At 68.5% G+C, this 18,953-nt stretch carries 16 protein-coding genes and 1 pseudogene; 9 read left to right on the top strand and 8 right to left on the bottom strand.

What is annotated here, in order from left to right:
- Positions 1 to 99 precede the first annotated feature (99 nt).
- Positions 100 to 1,227 carry an NADH:flavin oxidoreductase gene (locus tag V2J85_RS00165; protein WP_330820228.1) on the top strand — a complete coding sequence of 376 codons (1,128 nt, stop codon included), beginning with the start codon at positions 100 to 102 and terminating at the stop codon, positions 1,225 to 1,227.
- A gap of 138 nt (positions 1,228 to 1,365) precedes the next feature.
- On the opposite strand, the gene V2J85_RS00160 is transcribed toward V2J85_RS00165, so the two are convergent.
- A complete protein-coding gene (locus tag V2J85_RS00160) occupies positions 1,366 to 2,364 on the bottom strand; it encodes an NAD(P)H-dependent flavin oxidoreductase (protein WP_261953740.1) in 999 nt (332 codons plus the stop codon).
- A 42-nt stretch (positions 2,365 to 2,406) separates the two neighbouring features.
- Between V2J85_RS00160 and V2J85_RS41170 the strand changes: the two are divergent.
- Positions 2,407 to 2,499 (top strand): annotated as a pseudogene (locus V2J85_RS41170) (IS5 family transposase); the annotation flags it as partial.
- 51 nt (positions 2,500 to 2,550) lie between these two features.
- On the opposite strand, the gene V2J85_RS00155 reads toward V2J85_RS41170, so the two are convergent.
- The 4 genes from V2J85_RS00155 to V2J85_RS00140 form a co-directional block, all read right to left on the bottom strand.
- Positions 2,551 to 3,279 carry a DUF2625 domain-containing protein gene (locus tag V2J85_RS00155; RefSeq protein WP_261953741.1) on the bottom strand — a complete coding sequence of 243 codons (729 nt, stop codon included), beginning with the start codon at positions 3,277 to 3,279 and terminating at the stop codon, positions 2,551 to 2,553.
- 177 nt (positions 3,280 to 3,456) lie between these two features.
- On the bottom strand, positions 3,457 to 4,767 hold the full coding sequence (gene secY / locus V2J85_RS00150) for a preprotein translocase subunit SecY (protein ID WP_330820226.1): 1,311 nt from the start codon (positions 4,765 to 4,767) through the stop codon (positions 3,457 to 3,459).
- A gap of 870 nt (positions 4,768 to 5,637) precedes the next feature.
- Positions 5,638 to 6,033, bottom strand: a complete 396-nt coding sequence (locus tag V2J85_RS00145) for a cellulase (protein ID WP_330820225.1) — start codon at positions 6,031 to 6,033, stop codon at positions 5,638 to 5,640.
- An 11-nt stretch (positions 6,034 to 6,044) separates the two neighbouring features.
- Positions 6,045 to 6,551, bottom strand: a complete 507-nt coding sequence (locus tag V2J85_RS00140; RefSeq protein ID WP_261953744.1) for a SigE family RNA polymerase sigma factor — start codon at positions 6,549 to 6,551, stop codon at positions 6,045 to 6,047.
- Between the two features lie 467 nt (positions 6,552 to 7,018).
- On the opposite strand from V2J85_RS00140, the gene V2J85_RS00135 reads away from it, so the two are divergent.
- Positions 7,019 to 8,386 (top strand): FAD-dependent monooxygenase, encoded by a 1,368-nt coding sequence (locus V2J85_RS00135; protein WP_330820224.1) that lies wholly within the window; start codon positions 7,019 to 7,021, stop codon positions 8,384 to 8,386.
- Here V2J85_RS00135 and V2J85_RS00130 read toward each other — a convergent pair.
- Together V2J85_RS00130 and V2J85_RS00125 are read right to left on the bottom strand one after the other, a co-directional pair.
- Positions 8,348 to 8,986: an HAD-IA family hydrolase gene (locus V2J85_RS00130; RefSeq protein ID WP_330820223.1), complete on the bottom strand. Its 639-nt coding sequence runs from the start codon at positions 8,984 to 8,986 to the stop codon at positions 8,348 to 8,350. The two genes, V2J85_RS00135 and V2J85_RS00130, sit on opposite strands and share 39 nt — an antisense overlap.
- A gap of 428 nt (positions 8,987 to 9,414) precedes the next feature.
- A complete protein-coding gene (locus tag V2J85_RS00125; protein ID WP_261953748.1) occupies positions 9,415 to 10,146 on the bottom strand; it encodes a glycosyltransferase family 2 protein in 732 nt (243 codons plus the stop codon).
- A gap of 674 nt (positions 10,147 to 10,820) precedes the next feature.
- Between V2J85_RS00125 and V2J85_RS00120 the strand changes: the two genes are divergently transcribed.
- Complete coding sequence (locus V2J85_RS00120) at positions 10,821 to 11,324, top strand: DUF1772 domain-containing protein (protein WP_330820222.1); 504 nt, start codon at positions 10,821 to 10,823, stop codon at positions 11,322 to 11,324.
- 154 nt (positions 11,325 to 11,478) lie between these two features.
- Here V2J85_RS00120 and V2J85_RS00115 read toward each other — a convergent pair whose 3' ends face one another.
- On the bottom strand, positions 11,479 to 12,462 hold the full coding sequence (locus V2J85_RS00115) for a helix-turn-helix domain-containing protein (RefSeq protein WP_330820221.1): 984 nt from the start codon (positions 12,460 to 12,462) through the stop codon (positions 11,479 to 11,481).
- Between the two features lie 417 nt (positions 12,463 to 12,879).
- Between V2J85_RS00115 and V2J85_RS00110 the strand changes: the two genes are divergently transcribed.
- From V2J85_RS00110 to V2J85_RS00090, 5 genes are all read left to right on the top strand, one after another.
- Entirely contained in the window at positions 12,880 to 14,004 is a 1,125-nt protein-coding gene (locus V2J85_RS00110; RefSeq protein WP_330820220.1) for a S8 family peptidase, read from the top strand.
- Positions 14,005 to 14,104: 100 nt separating this feature from the next.
- Positions 14,105 to 15,076: an alkaline phosphatase family protein gene (locus tag V2J85_RS00105; protein ID WP_330820219.1), complete on the top strand. Its 972-nt coding sequence runs from the start codon at positions 14,105 to 14,107 to the stop codon at positions 15,074 to 15,076.
- A gap of 235 nt (positions 15,077 to 15,311) precedes the next feature.
- The gene (locus V2J85_RS00100; protein WP_330820218.1) at positions 15,312 to 16,478 is read left to right on the top strand and encodes an MFS transporter; all 1,167 of its coding nucleotides are present in this window, start codon (positions 15,312 to 15,314) and stop codon (positions 16,476 to 16,478) included.
- A complete protein-coding gene (locus tag V2J85_RS00095) occupies positions 16,475 to 17,485 on the top strand; it encodes a hypothetical protein (protein ID WP_330820217.1) in 1,011 nt (336 codons plus the stop codon). The genes V2J85_RS00100 and V2J85_RS00095 overlap by 4 nt, the downstream gene beginning before the upstream one ends.
- Positions 17,482 to 18,819 carry an L-serine ammonia-lyase gene (locus tag V2J85_RS00090; protein WP_330820216.1) on the top strand — a complete coding sequence of 446 codons (1,338 nt, stop codon included), beginning with the start codon at positions 17,482 to 17,484 and terminating at the stop codon, positions 18,817 to 18,819. The genes V2J85_RS00095 and V2J85_RS00090 overlap by 4 nt, the downstream gene beginning before the upstream one ends.
- Positions 18,820 to 18,953 lie beyond the last annotated feature (134 nt).

Genomic DNA, 18,953 nt, shown 5'->3' with positions numbered 1-18,953 from the left:
GGCCGGGCGGGCGGAATGCCGTCGCCGGGGGTGAGGGTTGACGCCTGCGATGCATTGAGTGCATGTGCACATACCACCTGGTACCCAGAAGGAGTCCCCGTGACCGACACCGCGTCCGCCGCCTCCCGCGCGGCCGAGATCCTGTCCCGGCCCGTCACGCTGAACGGCCTGACCGTCCCGAACCGCATCGCGATGGCGCCGATGACGCGCATGTTCTCCCCGGACGGCGTCCCCGGTGACGATGTGCGGTCGTACTACGCCCGCCGCGCCGCCGCGGGTGTGGGGCTGATCGTCACCGAGGGGACCTACGTCGGCCACGAGTCGGCGGGACAGAGCGATCGGGTGCCGCGGTTCCATGGGGAGCAGCAGCTGGCGGGCTGGACGAAGGTCGTCGAAGCCGTGCATGAGGCGGGTGGCACGATCGTGCCGCAGTTGTGGCACATCGGCATGGTCCGGAATCAGGGCGAGCCGCCCTTCGCCGACGCTCCGGCCGTCGGTCCGTCCGGCCTGGTCACCGCGGGCGCCGAGCCCACCGGCAGGGCGATGACCCAGCAGGATCTGGACGACGTCGTCGCCGCGTTTGCGCAGGCCGCCGCGGACGCCGAGCGCATCGGCTTCGACGGCGTGGAGATCCACGGCGCCCACGGCTACCTCGTCGACCAGTTCCTCTGGGCGGGCACGAATCGCCGTACGGACGCGTACGGCGGCGACCCGGTGGCCCGTACCAAGTTCGCCGCGGAGATCGTCGCCGCGGTCCGCGAGCGGGTGTCCGCCGAGTTCCCGGTCATCTTCCGCTACTCGCAGTGGAAGCAGCAGGACTACACCGCCCGCCTCGCCGAGACCCCCGAGGAGCTGGAAGCGATCCTGACCCCGCTGGCCGCGGCCGGCGTCGACGCCTTCCACGCCTCCACCCGTCGCTACTGGCTCCCGGAGTTCGACGGCTCGGACCTGAACCTGGCGGGCTGGAGCAAGAAGCTCACCGGACGGCCCACCATCACCGTCGGCTCGGTCGGCCTCGACGGTGACTTCCTCCGCTCCTTCGCGGGACAGGGCGCCCCGGTCCGGGGCATCGACAACCTCCTCGACCGGCTGGAGCGCGACGAGTTCGACATGGTCGCCGTCGGCCGCGCCCTCCTCCAGGACCCGGAGTGGGCGGCGAAGGTGCTGGACAACCGGTTCGAGGCGCTGAAGCCCTACGACGCGGCGGCGCTGAAGACGCTGCACTAGCAGGTCCCGTCCGGTGGTACGCGCCGGTGGCGGGCGTTCGGGCTCGTCGCCGGTCCGTTCAGAGGACGGGTGAGCCACGCGGCGATCTCGCAGCGTGGCTCACCGCTGTAGCGATGTGGTGTGCGGGTGCCGACGGTGTCAGGGGGTCCGCGTCTGCCTCATGAGGGCCGCGGCATCCGCGGCGATGTCCGCCACGATGCGGCCCGCCGGGGCGACGTCATGGACGAGCCCGGCGCTCTGGCCCGCGTAGAGGGCGAGAGCCTCCACGTCACCCGACATGCCGGGCATGGGGACCATGTCGTCGTAACGCGACCAGGCCCGTCCGTCGGCGCTCCGGGCCACCACGGCGCCTTCGCCGGGGCGGTTCGGCGCGGCCGGACGGTCCGCGGCCTCCCAGGCACGGAGCGTGGAGTTGCGCAGCGCACGATGCGGGGCGTCGGGCCAGCCGCCGTCGAAGCACCGCGTGTGCACCGCGTCCTGCGGCGCCGCCTGGATCACGGCTTGACGGTAGACCTCGTGCGTGGCCGCCTCGGATGCCGTCAGGAATCGGGTGCCCAGCCATCCGGCCTGGGCCCCGAGGGCCAGTGCGGCGGCGAGGCCTCGTCCGTCGGCGATGCCGCCGGCTGCGATGACGGGCACCGGGTGCACGGCGTCCACGACCGCGGGTACGAGCGCCATCGTGGTGACCTCCCCGCGGATGTGGCCGCCCGCTTCACACCCTTGGGCCACGATCACGTCGACGCCCGCGGCGACGGCGCGTTCGGCCTCGGCGACGGAACCGACCGTGTGGAGGTGCAGGGCACCGGCCGAGTGAATGCGTTCGGCGACGGCCGAGGGATCTCCCCAGAACGTCGAGATGACCGGCACGCTTTCCGCCAGGCAGGCGTCGAGAAGCTCGTCGACCGGGAAGTCGAGAACCAGGTTCGCCGCGAAGGGCCTTGGTGTCATGCGTCGAACCTGCCGGATCCGGCGCACCGCCTCCTCGGCGGTGACCCAGGTCAGAGCAAGGGTGCCGAGCCCTCCCGCGTTGGCCACCGCAGCCACCAGCTCGGTGGTGACCGCGGATCCGATGGGTGCCTGTACTACAGGCACCTCGATGCCCAGTTGCCGGCACAGAGGTGTGGTTAACGTCGTCATGCTGTCCTCTTCATGCGGTGCGTTTCGGTTTCCGAATGGTGGGCGACCGATCATCCCTCGGTCCGCAATGCCTGGGTAGCCGGCGGCTGCCGCCAGTACCTCGTCGAGCACGCCGCCCGCCTGGGCATCGACATGGAGAAAGCCGGAACCCTCAACTGCTACCGGTGTCCGGGTGGGTAAGCCGGTTCATGCGGCTCCGAGGAACCCCGGGTCGGCGCCGTCGAACTGAAGGCACGCGTCGCGACTCAGGCCCAGGAGTTCCGCCATGGGCACCGCACGACGGCTGGTCGCTGACAGATCCCGGCGAGCCTCGGCCGACCACAACGGCGGGAAGAACGACAGTCCCTGCCGGCCGTTCAGCACGGTGACTTCGTCGCGCCAGTCGTTCCAGCGCAGGCCCTTGTAGAACTCCTGATGCCCTCCGGAGAGAATCCAGGACAGCCATGCCGAGTGGCCGGCGCCCAGGGCCTCCCAGCCAAGGGCGTCGGGGGCGAAGTAGAGGATTTCTCCCGGCGCGCCGGGTCGACCGGCCTCACCGGGATCGCTCCCGTTGAGGGCGAAGACCCCGCCCAGCACATCGTGCGCAACCACAAGACCTGCACCCGGCCGCCATGCCGGATCGAATGTCGAAGGCATCGCGTTGATCTCGGCCAGGCTGGGCAGTCCTTCGGCGTCGGCACCACTCGGGCTTCCGAAGACCCGGAGCCATCCGTCGTCCACGAGCAGGCCACCGCAATTCAGTACGATGCCGCCCAGATTTGACCGGGCAGAGACCTGTAGTTGCAGCAGAGAGGAACGGCCTGTCTCGACATCGCCGGGCAGCACCTCAACTGGTACGTCGCTGCCGGACAGCTCCTCAAGGAGGAGCGGCCAGGCGGGATCCCCGACGTTGATCAGCTCATTGATCTCGCGCATCCCAGCATCGTCGCACCAGCACCCGGAGTTCCAGCGCGCCGGGTCAGGGGGCATGACATGACGCGGCAGGGGACCTCGCGACAGAGCACATGACCGGGTCGGCAAGAGCGAGGAAAAGTCGGCATTCCGTGACTGTTCGTCCTGGCTACGCGGTCATCGTGGCCAGGACGATGCGCGTCAGCGCAGGAACCCTTCGTAGTTGCGCTGCTGGAGCTGACTCTCGATCTGTTTCACGGTGTCCAATCCGACGCTCACGATGATGAGGATGCTCGTGCCGCCGAACGGGAAATTGCTGCCGTTGAACAGCACCAGCGCCGCTGTGGGCACAAGGGCGATCAGCCCCAGGTAGAGCGCTCCTGGCCAGGTGATGCGGTTGAGCACGTAGCTCAGGTAGTCAGCCGTGGGCCGGCCGGCCCGGATGCCGGGGATGAACCCGCCATGCTTCTTCATGTTGTCGGCAATTTCTTTGGGGGTGAAGGAGATGGCGACGTAGAAGAACGCGAAGAAAACGATCAGCAGGAAGTAAAGTATGAGATGGATCGGTTGGTCGCCTCTGGCGACATTGGTGGCGATCCACTGGGACCATTCCGATGCCGAGTTACCGCCGAAATCGATCAGACTGGGGATGGAGAGCACTGATGAGGCGAAGATGACGGGAATGACACCCGCCTGGTTCACCTTCAGCGGGATGTAGGTCGAAGTACCGCCGTAGGAACGGCGGCCGATCATTCGTTTTGTGTACTGGACCGGGATCCGGCGCTGCGCCTGCTCGACGAAGACCACGAGGCAAACCATGCAGAGGCCGACCGCGATCACGATGGCGAACTCGCCCCAGCCGCCCAGGATTTTACCCGACGTCTTGATCCCCCACAGGTTGGCCGGGAAGCTGGCGGCGAGTGAGGTGAACATCAGGATTGACATGCCGTTGCCGATGCCGCGGTCGGTGATCAGCTCTCCGATCCACATCACCACGGCGGTGCCGGCGGTCATGGTGATGACCATGACGGAGGTCTGGAAGATCGAGGTGTCCGGGACGATCTGGGAGCGGACCGGGCAGGTGGGGAAGAGCCCACCGCTTTGGGCTTTGGCCACCAGGGCGGCGCCCTGCAGCACCGCGAGGCCCAGCGTCAGGTACCGGGTGTACTGGGTGATCTTCGCGGTGCCCGCCTGGCCCTCCTTCTTCAGCGCCTCCAGACGGGGAATGACCACCGTCAGCAGTTGAAGGATGATGCTGGCCGTGATGTACGGCGTGATCCCCAGGGCGAAGATGGTGAGCTCCAGTAGCGCACCACCGCTGAACGTGTTGATCAGGCCGAAGAGGCCGCCGTTTCCGTCACCGTGCTCGATGCACCGTGTAACGCTTCGATAATCCACCCCAGGGACCGGAACGTTCTGCCCCAACCGATAGAGAAGCAAGATTCCCAACGTGAAGAGTATCTTTTTGCGAAGGTCGGGCGTTTTGAAGACCCTGACGAATACGGTAGGCACTTTTCAAATCGTCCTTAGTCTCGCAAGTTGATAGGCAATTGCACTGATTCCCGGCCGTCCTTGCCCGCCGCGTCGCTGCCACTCGGTGGTCGGAGCACCCGTTGACGACGGCTAGCCGGGGTGCGGTCATTCGGTGCCGGAAGCGATCGGTCACGTAAGGCGCATGGGAAAGAATTCGGGTCGAGCAGGGTTGTCTTCGCGGGCTGATCACCCATGACTTCTGCCGCTCTGGACGCGCCTCAATATCCCCGTTGCAGACAGCTATCGTGACTGGCCAGGAGCAGGTTGCTCAGTGCAGTCAGGACTGACGTGCAGTCGTGGAGCTCACGGCGCTGGGTGCGCCTTTGGTAGCGCCGTCGCATGGCGATCTGTCGGTCGCGCCTTCGTCAGCGGGACCATCTCAGTGGCTGGCTGCCTGTGAGTTGAACGGCTCCGCGCGATCGCGGTGGAGCCAACAGGCACCGTGGCAGCGTCGCTGTTGCTGATGTGCAGATTCTGGTGATCGTGTTCCGTCAGATAGTTGCTGCCGTAGGTCCCAGCATGTGGATGTCGACGGCAAGTTGGTGCGGGGAGTGACCTGCCCGCTCAGCCCGGGTGGCCTGGTCACGGCGTGGGCAACCGAAGCGACGGGTACGCGGGTATCACCGATGCGGCTCGTGGATCTGCGGAGAGTACTTACGGCACTTCCGCGTACTGACGGCACTCCCGTTCCCTCTCCTCCATCCCGGGCGCGCGCTGTCAGTTTGGCGTCAGGCTGCTCCGCCAGCGGGTCGATGCCCGCCGCGCCAAGATCCCCGGCGCCTTGGTCTTGGTCATCTTCCTGCCATGAACGTCCGCTCCTCAACCGTCATGGCCCGAACCCTGGCAGCGCTACTTGGTCGTTGAGGTGTGGGTCGGGATCGGGGTTGGGGCTGTCGTGCAGGTGCGGGTGGGGATCGGGACCGGCACGGTCGTTGAGGTGTGGGTCGGAATCGGGACCGGCACGGTCGTGCAGGTGCGGGTCGGGAGGGGAACCGGCGCGGTCGTGGAGGTGGGTTGGTGATGAGGAACGGTGGGCCCGCCTTGAGCGGAAGCGCTCGGCAGGACTTCCAGACCGACGCCGAGCCCGGCGATCGTCAGCGCCGAGCCGGTGGCCATCCAGACCGTCCGAGCACGTCGACGGGCACGGACGCCCGCTTGCAGCCGCTGCCGGTGCTGGTCCTCAAAGGGGGTGTTTGCCTGGGTGTCGCGCATCATCCGCGCGAGTTCGTGTTCGAAGTCTTCCATGATGTCTCCTTTCACTGCACCGGCTCGATGGCGTCACCGAGGAACTGCCGCAACCGCGTTACGCCCCGTGACGTGAGGGACCTGGCGGTGCCCACCGGACACCCCAGCGCCTCGGCGACCTGCACCTCGGACAGGTCCTGGTAGTAGCGCAGCACCACCGCGGCGCGCTGCCGCACCGGCAGCATTGCCAGCGCGGCCTCCAACCGTGTCCGTTCCTCCACGGCAGCGGCCACATCGCCGACCTCGGGAAGCTCCGGCAACCGTTCCACCGGACGCTCGCCCCACCAGCGACGTCGCGCCGAGCGAGCCGCCGCACGTGCCAGCACCCGGCGCACATACGCCTCTGGCGCCTGCTCGGCCACCCTCGGCCACGCAAACCACAGCTTGACCAGCGCCTCCTGTAGCAGGTCCTCGGCCCGATGCCGATCTCCACCGGTGAGCAGATGCGCCAGGTGAAGCAGTGCCGACCAACGAGCCGTGACGAACCGGTCGAACGCATCGGCCCGCAACTGCCTCATCAACGCTGTCCCTCGCCTCGATCACTTGCCTACACCCCTACAAAGGCACTGACCCACGTCCCGCTATGCAGTCCCCGGACGTGAGCTGCCTCACACGGCCACCTCGGTCCCGTGCTCAAGCTCGCACGCCGAGGCGCACATCCCATGCGCGTCCACTCTCATCTCCCGCCGCCTGTCCCGACCTCACCGGCAGACGCCCCAGCTACGGGGGCCGGCCAATTCGGAAGCGCCGCCGGGCCGTTGGTGCCTGTCCGGCAGCGACGCACCAGGAACCCGGCCATTGCCGCTGAACGATCGTGCGTGTCTGCGGGGGCCTTGTTCGTGCTGCACACGGGGACCCAGGGGAACATTCGTCCAATCCACCGGCTCGTACCGGCGGAGATCCTGGGCCCATGACTGTTTCTGACGGCGATCCATACGCGAGGCGCTCCACGCCGTACGGGTCGGCCGAGAAAAGGAGGGGTGCCATGCGGATTCTCGTCTCCGGCGCCGGCGTCGCCGGTCCGGTGCTGGCCTACTGGCTCACCAGGCACGGCTTCTCCGTCACCGTCGTCGAGCGCGCGCCGGCTCTGCGCAGGACTGGCGGTCACGCGGTCGATCTGTTTCGGCCGGCCATGAACATCTCGGAGAAGATGGGCGTGCTCCCGCGTATCGAGGAGCGGGCCACCGGCACGCACCGAATGACCGTCTACCGGGAGGGCTCACGGCGTCCCGTCCGGGCGGACCTCTCCAAGATCTTCAGCGCCACCTCCGACCGGCACGTCGAGATCATGCGCGACGACCTGAGCGAGATCTACCACGACGCCGCACACGACGACGTCGAGTACGTCTTCGGCGACTCGATCACCGCGATCTCGCCCGACGGCGAGGTGCGGTTCGAAAACGCCGCGCCGCGCCGCTTCGACCTGGTCGTCGGGGCTGACGGGCTGCACTCCAACGTGCGTCGCCTCGTCTTCGGCGAGGACTCCCGCCTCAACGCCTTCATCGGGGCCTACTTCGGGGTGCTGACCCTGCCCAACAGCTCCGACCTCGACGGCGAGCTCCTCATGCACGTCGGCGTCGGCCGCACTGCCGGCATGTACGGCGCGCGGCACCTCGGCGAGGCGCGGGCGTTGTTCCTGTTCCGCAGCGAGCGCGAGATCGACTACCACCACCGTGACGTGCCCCGGCACAAGGAGCTGCTGCGCGGTGCCTTCGCCGGCATGCACGCCCAGGTGGACCGCTGGCTGGACGAGCTCGACCACACCCCGGCGTTCTACTTCGACTCGATCACCCAGCTCCGCATGGACACCTGGTCGCGGGGGAGGGTGACGCTCGTCGGCGACGCGGGCTACTGCCCCGGTCCGGCCGTCGGCGGCAGCACCAGCCTGGCCGTCGTCGGCGCGTACGTCCTCGCCGGAGAGCTGGCACGGGCGGGCGGCGACCACGAGCGCGCCTTCCCCGCCTATGAGCGGGTGATGGCGGAGCACGTACGCGGCAGCCGCGCGGTCGCGCTGAGCGCGGCGAAGACCCTGATCCCCACGTCCCGCCTCGGCGTGTGGGGACTGGCCCAGGGCGCCCGCCTGATCTCCGCCCTGCCCGCGGGCCCCAGCCGCGCCCTCGTTCGCCTCACCACCAAGAGCGCACGTCTCCACAACTCCGTGACCATCGACGACTACCGCCGTCGCCCGGCACATCAGGAGGTCGGGGCGGCCTCGCGGCCGACCACGGAGGCGGCCTCGGGGTGGAGTGAGGAGTGCATGTCCTGTGAAGTAGCCGATTGCCAGCCACCCCAGGCGACTGCTTCCAGTTCGACGTCATCCGAGCAGGACATGCCCGGCAACCCGGGGACCTGAGTCCAGATGAGCCGCGATGCGCGCGATCGTTCGGGCATTGTCCTCGAATAGATGTGCCTGCATGCCCGCTGCTTGGGCGGCCTCGACGTTGGCTGCGACGTCGTCGATGAAGAGACAGCTTTCCGGCTGCGCCTCCAGGCTGGCGCATGCGGCCTCGAAGGCGCGTGGGTCCGGCTTCTCGATGCCGATCTCGTGCGAGTAGACGATCTGCTCGACCAGTTCGTCGAAGTGGTACAGCGCCGTCTCCCTCTCCCGGGCACCGACGAAGCTGTTGCTCAGGATGCCCAGCCTGCAGTTTCCCCGTAGCCCTCGGACATAAGCGATGAGTTCCTCGTTCGGCGTCCCCAGGTATTCCGTCCAGAGATCAGCCATGAAGGCTCCGGCCTGGGGCGCGTCGAGCCCCAGGCGTGCTGCCACCTGCTCGTGCACCTCTCGTTCGCTGATGCTCCCGACGCGTCCGGCTTGCCACACGTCGCGCATCCGCTCATGCACTGTGCCCGGCGGCAGCTCCAGCCGCTCTTCCCACCGTTGCACCCGCCCTGTTTCCGGCGTGATCTCCAACACGCCGCCGATATCGAGAATGACGCAGGTCGCGGTCACGAAAACTCCCCCTCTTCGTCCTGCCTGGCCGGCGAGCGCACACCGCCGGCCGCTCGGTGATCCGTGGCGACACTGTTGTCCTTCCCCCTGGGGCAAGGTCAAGTGATCTTGGGGCCGTGTGACGGCCCTGTCGTGAGCTGTCGACGCGACTCGGTCGCATCAGCAGGTGTCTTCAAGACTCATGACGATTCGAGGAGTTCTGGGCCGGATGCTGACGTCATCACTGGTCGACGAAGGCGGAACATGACGCCCCCTCGGCCACGTACCGGCGGCCCTTGGCGTCGCCGCCCAGCATCATCGCCCCCATCGCGGCCGTACGCCGACCTAGGGAACCTACGACCGCTCGAAGCTGGCGCAGATGTGCTTGGCTGTGAAATCGATCGTCGCCTGTGGTCGCCCATCCGAGGGGCGGGACGGTGTCGGCGTACCTACCCCCACGTCCAACCTGACTCCCGCAGGGCGCTGGCGCGTTGCACGAGTGCGTCGATCCGGGTGGCGGCTTCGGTCGGTTCCCAGTAGTGATGGGATGCGGTCGTCTGGTGGGGATGCTTGCGGTAAAGGACGCTCGGCTCTGCTATGAACTCACCGGGTGCCACGGCCTCCGCGGCCAGGAGCAGAGCCACTGTCTCGGCTCCGGACAGTGCCTGCCAGCCGCCGAGCGCCATCACAAGGGGACGGTGTGCGGCGAATGTGGTCGCCTGAACGGACAGACGCTGCTCCAGCACCTCGTGATAGAAGCGGGCGGGCTCCACGGGGCCACCCGGAGGGTCGCACGGACCTGGTGCCGTGCTCCCGTCCTTGTGGAGGTCGATGCATGCGGACACGCACCACGGCACGCGTTCCAGGGTCTCGATGTCCCGCTCCAGCGCACCCGGCAGTAGTACGTCATCTGCGTCCAACGTCCGGATCAGGTCTCCCGTGGAGCGCGCAAGGGCATGGGTGCGTGTCACCGCGATGCGCGCCCGCATCCCTGTCCTGTAGGTGATCCTCGGGTCACTGGGCAGGCTGTTCGCAGGGATACCCGAGGTGCCGTCCTCTTGCACGCACCACTCCCATTGCCAGTCATCCGGAAGCTTTTGTTCGCGCAGGGACTCGTAGGTGTCACCGATGAAGTGGTGGCCGCCGTCGTGTACGGCGGTGATGACGCTGATGGTTCGCATGCCATGAGTCCTGTCGGAGAGGAATGAGCCCGTCCGTGATCATGACATGAACTCATGGCCATGGCCTCACACTTGGTGCCTTGCGAGCCGCCCGCACCGCGGCCCGCCCGCCCCTGTCACGCTGCGAGCCTGAGGTCCCGCCCAAGGGCCACCTCGACCAAGGGCGGCGATCGTTGCCCTTCGTCGAGACTGCAGCCGTCAGCGCCACTACATAGGCAACCGCCGCTCCGACGAGGTCCTCTGCCTCCTCGAAGCCGGCCATGCCCACGGAGCTGAAGCCCGCCGCTTCTTCGACGAACTCGCCGTCGTCGCGTATCTCCTGGCCGACTACGGCCGGCGCCCCGGAGAACCCCGACCTGCCCCCCACCGCGGGCGGTTCCTCGTCCTGTCCTGCTCATGAAGCGCAGCCTCCCGGCAGGAACTCAAGGCAAGGGCGGGGCGCTTGGTGGTGATCACGCCACCGCCCGCAGCGCCTGTTGCTGACCGGACGAGTCCGACGTATCGAAGGTGCCGAGGGCCATAACGAACGCTTCTGGATGCCAGAAGATCAAGATCTTGGACTTATGGCGGATACCCCGCCACCCTCGAATTCATCGAGATGCCGCCAAACCCCTCGCTGGTGGCAGCCCCGGCACCCTGACGCCCCAAGGGCCAACGCACTGGAGTCGACGAACATGCGCATCAGAATCGTCCACGGAATTGCCCTGCTCTCCACCGGCCTCCTCGCCGGCGCGTTCGGCTACGGCGCGGCCAATCTCGTCCCCACCTTCCATGCCGTACCGCTCGGCATGCGACTGTCGTTCCATGCCGAACTGATGAAGATGAACGGCATCACCATGCAGGCGGCGATGGGCACGGCGTTCCTCAGTTCCCTGACCCTCGCCGTCCTGGCAGGCGGCGGCCGCTTCCGTCTGACCGCGGGTGCGGCAAGTCTGCTGACCCTCGCTTCCTTCCTGATAACCCGGTTCGGCAATGTGCCGATCAACGGACAGATCAAGCGATGGGCGGTTACCTCAGCCCCGGCCGAGCACGCGGAGATCCTGGGGCGCTGGGAGTTGTTCAACACCATGCGCACGCTCACCGCGCTCGCAGCCTTCGGCCTGCTGATCGTCCTGGCCGTCCGCGGGCTGCGTCCGGTCACTCGCGCCGAACATGCTCGGGGCGACCAGTCCCGGTGACCGGAGGCGGAGACGCGGTGCCAGTAGGAAGCGACCTCTACCTATGAGCCACGACCACAGACCAGGTCATCGACCGCATCCGCCGCTACTGCGCGAGGATCCCCGTACCAGCGCGCGGACGCTTTTTCAGTGCCTCGGGGCGAGCATCGGGTATTCAGATCCATCCGTTGCGAACCGCGTACAGGGCGAGTTGGAACCGGGTGACGGTGCCGGCTCGCTGGTTGAGCTGCTCGAGGTTGCGGGACAGCGTGCGGCGGCTGATGCCGAGCAGCTCCGCGATGGTTTCGTCCGTGACGCCGGCGCCGAGCAGTTCCAGGACCCGGACATGGATCGGGCGCAGCGCAGGCGGGACGCGGTTGCTGAAGTGCATGGGGAACGCCGAGCGCCAGGAGGTCTCGAAGAGCCCGGTGAGCGCAGACAGCAGGCTTGAGGGGCGAACCAGGAGCAGGGAGTCGTTGACCTCGGCCTCGACGAAGGACATCGAGACGATGGCCAGCCGCCGGTCGAAGACGGTGAGCTTGACCGGGACGGTGGGCAGCACCCGGGCATGCTCGCCGGCGGCGATACAGGGATGGATGTTGGCGAGGTAGTAAGCGTGGTTCTGAACGGCGGACTTGGAGTAGACGACCCGGTACTCGACGCCGCGTTGCAGGTTTTCCAGCTCGGTCGGGTTGGCACTGGCGGGGATGTGGTACGGCGGGGAGTCGAAGCGAAGGACCTGTGATTCCACCGTCTTCTCGGCATGCCGGATCCGGTCGATGATCTGGGCGCCGGTGATCACCTCGACGAGGTCGTCGGTGGCCTGTGGGGACACCGAGCGCCGGTAGTCGCGGTAGGCGTTGGCCGCGGAGGTCTGGGCCTTGCGTAATTCCGCCGTCCTGCTGTGGGACAGGTGGTCGAGCGCGATGGTGGGGTCCACCGGAACGGCTTCCGACCGGTCCGGCGCGCAGGCTGCGACCAGACCGACTTCGACCAGGCGGGCGAGGGATTGTTCGACCTCATCGGGCTTCCAGCCGAGGTGCTCGGCCAACTCGGCTGTGACGGTGCGGCCGCTGCGGAGCATGGCCAGGTAGAGTCCGGCCTCCCCGTCCGCCAGTCCGAGACAGCGCAGATGCGCCGTCAGGTCGTTGTCGCTCATGGGGGATCCCTTCACACCGAGGCGGACGCGGCTGCGTGGAGGCGGGGCAGAATTCAGCCGGTCCGGATGCTGTGGTTCCGGTCGAGATGGTGGCACGGACCGGCTGGTTCCGAACAGGTCCTGGACGAGGAGATCCGCACCGGCTGCCCGCGGTGAAGCATTCCGAACTCTGCTGACTCGCTTGTCTCCTTTCGGCCGCTGGCAACAGGTCGCCACCACGGCGGCGCGCAGGGGAGTACACCAGGGCGGACCCGGACCACCGCCGGGACCCAGCCTCCGTCCTTCTCTGGAGCCGACGTGCGCCCACGTGCCCGCAGACCCGTCCTGGCCGCTCTTGCGGCAGCCGCCCTCACCGCGCTCACCGCGCAGCCCTCCCATGCCGCCCCGGCGCCCTCTCCCGGAGGCGGGGTACGGCCCGTGGCTGGAGCTCTCGCCGACCGGTACATCGTGGTCCTCAAGGACACCGCCGGGCCCGCGGCCTCGGCACGGGCCGAGGCCACCCGGCTCACCCGAGCCCACGGTGGGAAAGTCCGCCACACCTACGGCACAGTGCTGCACGGGTATGCGGCCGAGATGACCGCAGGGGAGGCGCGCCTGACCGCCGCCGACCCGGCCGTGGCCTACGTGGAGCAGGACGCGGTGCAGCACAGCTCCACCACCCAGAACGACCCGCCGTCCTGGGGCCTCGACCGCATCGACCAGCACAGCCTTCCCCTCGACCACGGCTACACCTACGGGACCACGGCGAGCAACGTCACCGCCTACCTCGTCGACAGCGGCCTGCGCACCACACACACGCAGTTCCAGGGCCGGGCCGGCATCGGTGTGGACGAGGTGGGGGACGGCCGCAACGGGCAGGACTGCCTGGGCCACGGCACGCATGTGGCCGGGACGGTGGGCGGCAAGGACTACGGCGTGGCCAAGGGCGTCAAACTCGTTGCCGTCCGCGTGACGGATTGCAATGACAGAGCGAGTACTTCAGCGATCATCGCCGCCGCGGACTGGATCACCGCTCACGCAGCCAAGCCTGCCGTGGTCAACATGAGCATCAACGGTCCGGTGAGCAGCAGCGAGGACACGGCGATCAAGAAGTCCATCGCTTCCGGCATCACCTGGGTCGTCTCCTCCGGCAACGGCGGCACAGACGCCTGCAAGAACTCTCCGGGGGACATCGCCGACGCGATCGTGGTGAACAACTCCGACTCCAGCGACACCCGGCGCTCCAGCTCCAACTACGGTGCCTGCACGGACCTGTTCGCGCCCGGCACGTCCATCACGTCCGCCTGGAACACCAGCGACACGGCCAGCAACACCATCTCAGGCACCTCCATGGCGGCGCCACACGTCACCGGCGCCGCCGCCCTGTGGCTCGCCGCCCACCCCACCGCCGCCCCCGCCGGCGTCCAGGCCGCACTGATCAACAGCGCCACGACCGGCAACATAGCGAGCGCGGGTGCCAACACCCCGAACCGGCTGCTCTACACCGGCGGCGCCAGCCTCTTCGAAGCCCGGCTCGACGACCTCACCACCACCCAGGGCTAGCGCCCATCGGACTCCGCCGCTGTGACGCTGAGCGGACCGGCGGCGGTGCGGCACCACTCGTCTCCTACTCCTTCAACCCTTCATGAGGAGGTCAGCACCCATGCGCCGCTTGCGAACCGCAGCCCTGGCCGGGACCTCGGCCCTCGCCCTCCTGACCGGAGCCGGCATGCTCTCGCCGTCCCCGCAACCCGCCCGCACGAACCTCGCGGCGGATCCCGTCGCCTCGGCCGTCCCGCAGTTCGACCACGTGGTCATCGTGATGTTCGAGAACAAGAACTACTCGACCATCAAGGGGGGTTCGAGCGCCCCCTACCTCAACTCCCTCGCCTCCCAGGGGACGCTGTTCACCAACGCTTTCGGCGTCACCCACCCCAGTCAGCCGAACTACATCTCGCTGTTCTCCGGCTCCCAGCAGGGTGTCACCAACGACGACTGCCCCAAATCGTTCACGGCCGGAAACCTCGGACAGCAGCTGCTGAACGCCGGCCGTACCTTCAAGGGCTACTCCGAGGGACTGCCCAGCGCCGGATACACCGGCTGCAGCAGCGGCAACTACCGGCGCAAGCACGCACCCTGGGTGGACTTCCCCACCGTCAGCGGCTCCGCGTACAACGTGCCGTTCTCCTCGTTCCCCAGCGACTACAGCAAGCTGCCCACGGTCTCGTTCGCCATCCCCGACATGTGCAACGACATGCACGACTGCTCGGTGGGCACCGGCGACACCTGGATCAAGAACAAGCTCGACGGGTACGTCCAGTGGGCCAAAACCCACAACAGCCTGCTGATCGCCACCTTCGACGAGGACAACTTCACGTCCGTCAATCAGATCTACACCGTCTTCGCCGGCGCTCATGTCAAGGCCGGCTACCAGTCGAGCACCCAGATCAACCACTTCAACGTCCTGCGCACCATCGAGGACATGTACGGCCTGCCCGCCCTCGGCAACGCGTCGGGCAAGTCGCCCATCACCGACGCCTGGACCTCCTCCTCCGCCGCACCGACCGTCGATGATCCCAGCGGCCGGAGCAACACCCCAGGCGGATCCGCTGCAACTGTCCGCCTCGGGAGGTAGCGGCCCTACGCCTGGTCACCATCAACCAGGGCTGACCGGTACCACCCCGATCGGCTGGAGGCCGGAACCGGTTCCCTGCGGTCCGGCCTCCAGCGCCGTCTTTTTCCCACCGCCGCCGAGGAGGCGACGCGCCGTGTACCTGTCCACCATCGACCGATCCAGAAGGGACGGCACGCGCCGGGGTCCGCGCGCAACTGCCGCCGCAGTCGGCACCAATGTCCTGGCGCTCGGGACGGTGAGTCTGCTCACCGACGTCTCCGCGGAAATGGTCACCGCCGTCCTGCCGCTGTACTTCGTCCTCACGCTGCAGCTGAGCCCGGCCGCCTATGGCCTGATGGACGGCCTCTACACCGGCGCGACCGCCTTGCTGCGGCTGGTCGGAGGGTATGTCGCCGACCGCTTCCGCAGGCGCAAGACGGTCGCTGCGGTCGGCTACGGCATCTCCGCCCTGGCCAAGCTGGGCCTGGTGGTCGCCGGGTCCTCGATCCCCGCGCTCGGTGCGGTCATCGTCACCGACCGCGCCGGTAAGGGGCTGCGCAGCGCACCACGTGACGCGCTCATCACCCTGTCGGTTTCCGAACCGGTGCTGGGTCGGGCGTTCGGTGTCCACCGGGCCATGGACAGCATGGGTGCCTTCGCGGGGCCGCCGGCCGCGCTCGGCGTACTGGCGGCCGTCGGGACGACCAGCCCGGCGGCCTTCAACGCGCTGTTCGTCACCAGCTTCTGCGTCGCCGCTGTCGGACTGCTGGCGCTGGCCGTATTCGCCCGCGACCGTCGCGACGAGCGGCCCGCTGCCACTTCCGTCAGCCTGCGGGCCGCCGCCCGGCTGCTGCGCGCCGCCCCCGTCCGCCGCCTGCTCTACGCTGCCGGACTGCTGGGGCTGGCCACCGTCGGTGACGGCTTCGTCTACCTGCTGCTGTTGCGCCGCGGGGCCGTATCAACCGGCTGGTTCCCGCTCATGGCGGTGGGTACCAATCTCGTCTACCTGCTCCTCGCCGCTCCGCTCGGGGCATTCGCGGACCGGCACGGCCGCCGCACCGTGCTGCTCACCGGCTACGGCGCGCTCGTGGCGGTCTATCTGCTGCTGGGCAGCGCGCTGCCAGGCACCCCCGTGATCATCGCCGTGCTCTGCTGCTACGGCGCCTTCTACGCCGCCACGGACGGCGTCCTGATGGCTCTGGCCGGCCCCCTGCTGCCGGCCGACCTGCGCACCACCGGCCTGGCCTGCGTCCAGACCGTCCAAGCCCTTGCCTACTTCGTCTCCTCCGCCGCCTTCGGGCTCGCCTGGACGACATGGGGCACCACCGCGGCAACCGCGGCCGCAGCCATCGCCGCGGTCCTGGCCGTCACCGTCACGGCCGCCGTCCTGGCAGGCCGCACCCCGCAGGAGGCCGCCGCGTGACCAGCCGCACCATCCGCATCACAGTCCAGATCGCCGCCGTCACCGCGCTGGCCGTCGTAACGGTGCTGTCCCTCGTGATTGCCAGAGGGGCCGGATCGTCCGCGCAAGCAGCGCCCGGCCGGATCTCGCTCGCCCCGGGACCCCGTCTGGTGGCGCGCAGCACCGCCCCGGACAGCATGGGCCGCCTGGTCTCCGTGTCGGCGGGCGACCCCGCCGGGAAGCGCACCGTCTCGTCCCTGTCATGCGCCAGGGTGTACGCGGCCGGCGGCACGGGACTGTGTCTGCGCCTGGATCCCGGGCTGACGACCTACCAGCTCGCCGTTCTCGACTCAGACCTGAAGCCGGTCAAAGAGCTCCCCCTGGTCGGGGTGCCCAACCGGGCCAGGGTCTCACCCAGTGGTCGGATGGTGGCCTGGACCGTCTTCGTCACCGGCGACTCGTACAACGGCGGACGCTTCTCCACCCGCGCCGGCATCCTCGACACCCGCTCCCAGAAGCTGATCCCCACCCTGGAGGACTGGGCGGTGACCGTGGACGGCAAGCCCTACCGGGCCCGGGACCTCAACTTCTGGGGTGTCACCTTCACCGCCGACGACCGCCACTTCTACGCGACCATGTCCACCGGAGGTCACCGCTACCTGGTCCTCGGCGACGTGGCCACCCACCGCCTGAAGGCCCTCAGGGACAACGTGGAGTGCCCCTCGCTGTCCCCCGACGGCACCCGCATCGCCTTCAAGTCCGCCCGCGGCGGCGACCCCGCCCGCGGCTGGCGCCTGTCGGTCCTGGACCTGGCCACCCGGCGGGTCACCCCACTCGCCGAGACCCGGAGCGCGGACGACCAACCCGCCTGGATCGACACGCACACCGTCGCCTATGCCATCCCCCGGGGACAGAGCCACTCCGACGTGTGGCAGGTCCTCGCCGACGGCACCGGAGCCCCCCGACTCCTCATCCCCGACGCGGAGTCCCCCGCGGCTCTCGGCACCACCGCCCAGGAAGCCCAGTGATCAGCGCTTTCGATCTTTTCAGCGTCGGTATAGGCCCTTCCAGCTCGCACACCGTGGCACCGATGCGCGCGGCCCGCCTCTTCGCCACCGCCCTGGCCGGGGCGGCACTTCTGAACCGGGTCGAGTCCGTGCGTATCGAGCTGTACGGATCGCTCAGCGCGACCGGATCGGGCCACGGCACCGACAAGGCGGTCCTCCTGGGACTGTTGGGCGAGGAACCGGCGACCGTCGACGTTCGGACCGCCGACGAACGAGTCCGCCGCCTGACCGAGGACCGGCGAATCCCTCTGCTGGGCGTCCGTCCGGCGGACTACGAACTCGTGCTGCACGCCCGCGCCCTGCCGCGGCACCCCAACGCCTTGACCTTCACCGCCTGCGACAACGCCGGGCTGATCCTCCACACGCAGACCTACTACTCGGTGGGGGGCGGCTTTCTCCACGGCGAGCAACCCGTCAGCGCCGCCGGCGGCCGGAGCGTGCCCCACCCCTTCGGATCCGGTGAGGAACTCCTCGCACAGGCCGGGGACCACCGGATCAGCGATGTCATGCTCGCCAACGAGACGGCCTGGCGCCCTGCGGAACAAGTCCGATCCGGCCTGCTGGCCGTCTGGGACGTCATGCGCGACTGCGTACGCCGAGGCTGCGAGACCGAAGGCACCCTGCCCGGCGGCCTGAACGTCCGGCGCCGCGCCCCGGCACTGCGCCGATCACTGGAACACGGGGTCTCCGGCGAGGACCCGCTGCGCGTCATGGACCGCGTCGCGCTCCACGCCCTGGCCGTCAACGAGGAGAACGCCGCCGGCGGCCGGGTCGTGACGGCCCCCACCAACGGAGCCGCCGGTGTCCTACCCGCCGTCCTGCACTACTACTGCGAGGGCGTCCCCGGAGCCGACGACGAGGGCATCGTCCGGTTCCTGCTCACCGCGGCCGCCATCGGCAGCCTCATCAAGGAGAACGCCTCCCTCTCCGGCGCGGAGGTCGGCTGCCAGGGCGAGGTGGGCTCGGCCTGCGCCATGGCAGCCGCAGGACTCGCAGAAAGACTGGGAGGCACGGCAGGGCAGGTGGAGAACGCCGCGGAGATCGCGCTGGAACACCACCTCGGCATGACCTGCGACCCGGTAGGCGGCCTGGTGCAGATCCCCTGCATCGAACGCAACGCCGTCGCGGCCGTCAAGGCAGTCACCGCGGCCCGGATGGCCGTCAAGGGCAACGGGCAGCACATCGTCTCGCTGGACACGGCCATCACCACCATGCGCGAGACCGGCGCCGACATGAGCGCCGACTACAAGGAAACCTCCCGTGCAGGTCTGGCCCTTCACGTCATCCAGTGCTGACCCCCGGCCGCCCTGCCCTGGCGCGGCGCAACCGGCACAACAGCCCGGACACGCCGCGCAAGAAGGAGGGCACCGCCGCCCATTGTGAGGAGATGCCGTTCCATGCACCATGCCCGGGATGCTCGGGCCCGATT

The sequence above is a fragment of the Streptomyces bugieae genome (assembly GCF_036352915.1).
Classification (GTDB): domain Bacteria; phylum Actinomycetota; class Actinomycetes; order Streptomycetales; family Streptomycetaceae; genus Streptomyces; species Streptomyces endophytica.
Note: the sequence above shows the minus strand (reverse complement) of the source record. Positions and strands in the feature narration are given on the sequence as shown.